The following is a 4,115-nucleotide window of genomic DNA, read 5'->3' on the forward strand; positions in this document are numbered from 1 at the left end:
CCCGCCCCCACCCCCCATCACCCGCCACGGCCGCTGGGAACTCCGCACCAACCCCGACGGCACCCCCGAATACACCTGGATCGCCCGCCAGGCCCACCACTTCAGCCCCGAAACCAACCCCGACAACCACCGCCCTGGAGTGGGAAGTCGGCCCCACCGACTTCCCACTCCGCCCACGTCCCGTCAGTAGCCCGGGGCAAGGCGGCGCCCATCAAGCTCGCGCGCGGTTCCCATCGTGCGGCCCCGGAGCAGGAAATCGGTTCCGTCGACTTCCTGCTCCGGGGCCGCTCTGGTGGAGAGGGGGGGTGGCCTTCAGTGGCGATCGCTCGGGCCGAGCGATCGCCGCCAAGGTCTTTGGCGCGGCGGTGATGGAGTAGGAAGTCGGCGGGCCCGACTTCCTACTCCGGCCCCGACCCGTCCACCCACGGCGAGCGCAACGTGCGGCCGCCGGTCAGGTGTGGGGTGGGTACGCGTGAGGCCGGGCACCGAGAAGGGTCTCGGGGCCCGGCCTCTCGCCGTGCGGGTCAGTTCTGGGTGGGCGCGAGGGTGCCGGAGGCGGTACCGGAGGCGGAGGCGGTGCCGGAGGCCTTGGCGGTGTTGGAGCCGGTGGCGGTGGGCGAGCCGGTGCCGGTGCCGGTCGGGGAACCCGACGGGGTCTCGGTGGGCGTGCCCGTGGGCGTGCCGGTCGGGGTTCCCGTCGGCGTGCCGGTCGGCGTCCCCGTGGGAGTGCCCGTCGGCGTACCGGTGGGCGTGCCGGTCGGGGTTCCCGTCGGGGTACCGGTCGGCGTCCCCGTGGGAGTGCCCGTCGGCGTACCGGTCGGCGTGCCGGTGGCGGACGGGTCCGGGGTGGTGCCCGGGGTGGTGGGCGTGCCCGGGGTCGCCTCGGGGGTACCGGGAAGCGCGGGGGTGACGGGCGGCGGGACCGGCGTGCCGGGCGGGACCGGCGGCTGGTTCAGCGGGCTGGACGCGATCGGGGTGACCGAGTCCCAGCCGGCCGGCAGGTCCGGCACCTTCCAGGCGCCGCCCGCCTCGTCGGCCGCGCCGTCCGGGTCCGGCCGGACCGCACCGAGGATCGGGTTGGCCCCGATCGGCCCGACCTTGACGAACGAACCCGGCCGCGGCGCGTGCACCACGAGCCCGCCGCCGATGTACATCGAGACGTGCGTGGCGCCCTCGAAGTAGATGATCAGATCGCCCGGCCGCAGCTGGTTGAGCGGCACGTGCTGGAGCTGCGCCCACTGCTCCTGGCTGGTGCGCGGGATCGGCTTGCCGGCGTGCAGCCAGGCCTGCGAGGTGAGCCCCGAGCAGTCGAAGACGTCCGGCCCGGCACCGCCCCACACGTACGGCTTGCCCAGCTGGGCGAGCGCCCAGGCCACCGCGGCGCGGCCGGCCAGCGAGGGGGTCCGCTCGCCCTTGCCGAGCACGCCGCTGGCGAGGAAGGCGAGCTGGGCCTCGTCGGCCTTGGCCTTCTCGACCTGCTCCAGCTCGGCGCGCTGGGCGCCGGTGAGCGAGGAGACCAGCTGCTCGACGGCGGCGAGGTCGGCGGCGACCTTGGCCTTCGCCGCGTCCTGCTGGGTGACCAGGGTCTGCGAGGTGACGAGCGCCTCCTCGTTCTGCTTCTTCAGCCCGCCGAGCGCGTCGCGGTCGGCGGTCAGCTTGTTGAGGAACTCGTTCTGCGAGCGGCTGGCGGCGGCGAGCAGCTCGGCGATGGTGACGGCCTCGTACGGGTCCTTGGAGAGCAGCAGCTCGGCGTAGGCGGAGGCGGAGCCGTTGCGGTACTGCGCCGCGGCGAGCTGGGAGGCGATGTCGGTCCCGGCGTCGACCTGCTTCTGCTGGCGCTCCAGCTTGGTCTTGAGCTCGGCGAGCGAGGCCTGCTGCGCGGCGACCTTGTCGACGGCCGCGTTGTACTGCTCGGTGGCGGCCTCGGCCCCCTGGTACAGCGCGTGCAACTGGTCGAGCAGCGGGCCGAGGGTGGCCTTGGCCTCGGCGAGCGGGTCGCCGACCGCGGCGTCGGCGCCCGCAGCGGCGGGGGCCGTCGGGGCCGGGTCGGCCCAGGCCGCGCCGGCGGCCAGCGGCAGTGACAGGGCGGCGGCCGCGAGGACGGCACCACAGCGCAGCGCGGCCCGGACCCAGGCCGGCCGCCGGCCACCGGGTGCGCCCGTCAGTCGTCCGTCCGCAAGCTCCGTACGCCGTCGCGCCCCGCCCATGGGTCTCGTCCTCCCCGTCCGCCCGCGTTCCGGGGTACCCGGACCTCCGGCTGATCCTGCCACGGGTTACTCGCCGGAAACAGACCGCGCCCGTACGGCCCGATGAATTTTTCACCGCCCCTGTGAGGCAACTCTCAGCAAAACGGGCGAAGCGGACGGATCTCCACTAATGTCCAGCTCAGCACGGCGGACGCCACCCTTCGGAAAGGTTCCGGCAACCCCTCGGACACCGTCAGAACCTCAACTCCGACGTCAGTTCACCTTCCGTTCACCAAGCGTCCCTAGCGTCACGCACGACACCAACGTCAGTGCGACAACTACGACGATTGTTTGGGTATGGAACACATCTCGTTCCTGGTAGCCGTTGTGATCATCACGGCGCTCGCCTTCGACTTCACCAACGGGTTCCACGACACCGCCAACGCGATGGCCACCTCCATCGCGACGGGAGCCCTCCGGCCGAAGGTCGCGGTCACCATCGCGGCACTCCTCAACTTCGCGGGCGCGTTCCTCTCCGTGAAGGTCGCCACCACCATCTCCGGCGGCATCGTCAACGAGAAGGCCGGCATCCATCCGGAGATCATCTTCGCCGCACTGGCCGGTGCCATCCTCTGGAACCTGCTGACCTGGCTGCGCGGACTGCCGTCGAGCTCCTCGCACGCGCTCTACGGCGGCCTGATCGGCGCCACCGTGGTCGGCATCGGCGCCAACGGCGTCAACTTCGACACCGTGGTCAGCAAGATCCTCATCCCGGCGGTCGCCTCCCCGCTGGTGGCCGGCCTGGCCTCCTGGGGCGCCACCAAGCTCGCCTTCGCGATCACCCGCAAGAGCGACGAGAAGACCGTCGGCAAGGGCTTCCGCACCGGCCAGATCTTCTCCTCCTCGCTGATCTCGCTGGCGCACGGCACCAACGACGCCCAGAAGACGATGGGCATCATCACCCTGACCCTGGTCTCGGTCGGCGCCCTGCCGAAGGGCGCGCTGCCCCCCACCTGGGTCATCGTCTCGGCCGGTGCCGCGATCGCGCTCGGCACCTACATGGGCGGCTGGCGGATCATCCGCTCGATGGGCAGCGGCCTGGCGGACATCACCCCGCGCCAGGGCTTCGCCTCCGAGTCGGCCGCCGCGACGGTCATCCTGACCTCCTCCAGCATGGGCTTCGGCCTCTCCACCACCCAGGTCTGCTCCGGCGGCATCATGGGCGCCGGCCTCGGCGGCCCGAAGGCCGAGCTGCGCTGGGGCATGGTCCGCCGCATGGTCTACACCTGGGGCCTGACCCTGCCCGCCGCCGCCACCGTCGGCGGACTCGCCGCCTACCTGGCCGAGCGGGGCACCTGGGGCGTCGTCCTGGTCGGCGCCGTGCTGGTGGCCGGCTCGGGCGCGATGTGGGTCATCTCCCGCCGCCAGCCGGTCCACGCGGACAACGTCAACGACACCTCCGACGTCACCCCGGTCGACGCCACCCCGGTGGCGGTCACCCCGGCCGAGGTCGGCCCGGCCGGCGCGTCCGCCACCCCGAACCCCGCCTCGACCACGGTCGCGGCCTGACCGCCGCCGGCTGAGGAGCTCGAAACACCATGCACATCAAGTGGAACGCCCTGGCCCAGACCGCCGGTGTCAGCTTCGGCGTCACCGTCGCCGTGGTCGCCGTGTTCGCCCTCGGCATCCTGGCCCTGTCCCGCCGCGAGGCCGCGCTCACCGCGCGCCGCGAGGCGGCCGGCCCGAACGCCACGGTGGCCGGCGGCCGGCTGGCCCTGGCCGGCGCCTACGCCTGCTTCGCCGTCTGCGGCGCGGCCGTCCTCTACGGGCTGAGCCTGATCGCCAACAAGTAGCGCGGCGAGCGGCAGGAGCGGAACGCCGCACGACGGGTACGGCCCGCCCCCGGTACGCCGCGCCGGCCTCCCGGAC

Annotated in this window: 3 protein-coding genes; 2 read left to right on the plus strand and 1 reads right to left on the minus strand. The window is 73.1% G+C overall.

Annotated features, from left to right (window positions below; all coding sequences use genetic code 11):
• Positions 1 to 524 precede the first annotated feature (524 nt).
• A complete protein-coding gene (locus ACFC0B_RS40805; protein WP_376098552.1) occupies positions 525 to 2,207 on the minus strand; it encodes a C40 family peptidase in 1,683 nt (560 codons plus the stop codon).
• Positions 2,208 to 2,543: 336 nt separating this feature from the next.
• Here ACFC0B_RS40805 and ACFC0B_RS40810 point away from each other — a divergent pair, with 336 nt between their 5' ends.
• Both ACFC0B_RS40810 and ACFC0B_RS40815 read left to right on the plus strand, forming a co-directional pair.
• A complete protein-coding gene (locus ACFC0B_RS40810) occupies positions 2,544 to 3,755 on the plus strand; it encodes an anion permease (RefSeq protein ID WP_376098555.1) in 1,212 nt (403 codons plus the stop codon).
• Between the two features lie 29 nt (positions 3,756 to 3,784).
• On the plus strand, positions 3,785 to 4,039 hold the full coding sequence (locus ACFC0B_RS40815; protein WP_376098557.1) for a hypothetical protein: 255 nt from the start codon (positions 3,785 to 3,787) through the stop codon (positions 4,037 to 4,039).
• The last annotated feature ends 76 nt before the right edge of the window (positions 4,040 to 4,115 follow it).

The organism is Kitasatospora sp. NPDC056184, assembly GCF_042268405.1.
Classification (GTDB): domain Bacteria; phylum Actinomycetota; class Actinomycetes; order Streptomycetales; family Streptomycetaceae; genus Kitasatospora.

Coding starts and splice junctions, on each gene's coding strand:
- ACFC0B_RS40815 (WP_376098557.1), top strand. CDS start 3,785: ATGCACATCAAGTGGAACGCCCTGGCCCAGACCGCCGGTGTCAGCTTC.
- ACFC0B_RS40810 (WP_376098555.1), top strand. CDS start 2,544: ATGGAACACATCTCGTTCCTGGTAGCCGTTGTGATCATCACGGCGCTC.
- ACFC0B_RS40805 (WP_376098552.1), bottom strand. CDS start 2,207: ATGGGCGGGGCGCGACGGCGTACGGAGCTTGCGGACGGACGACTGACG.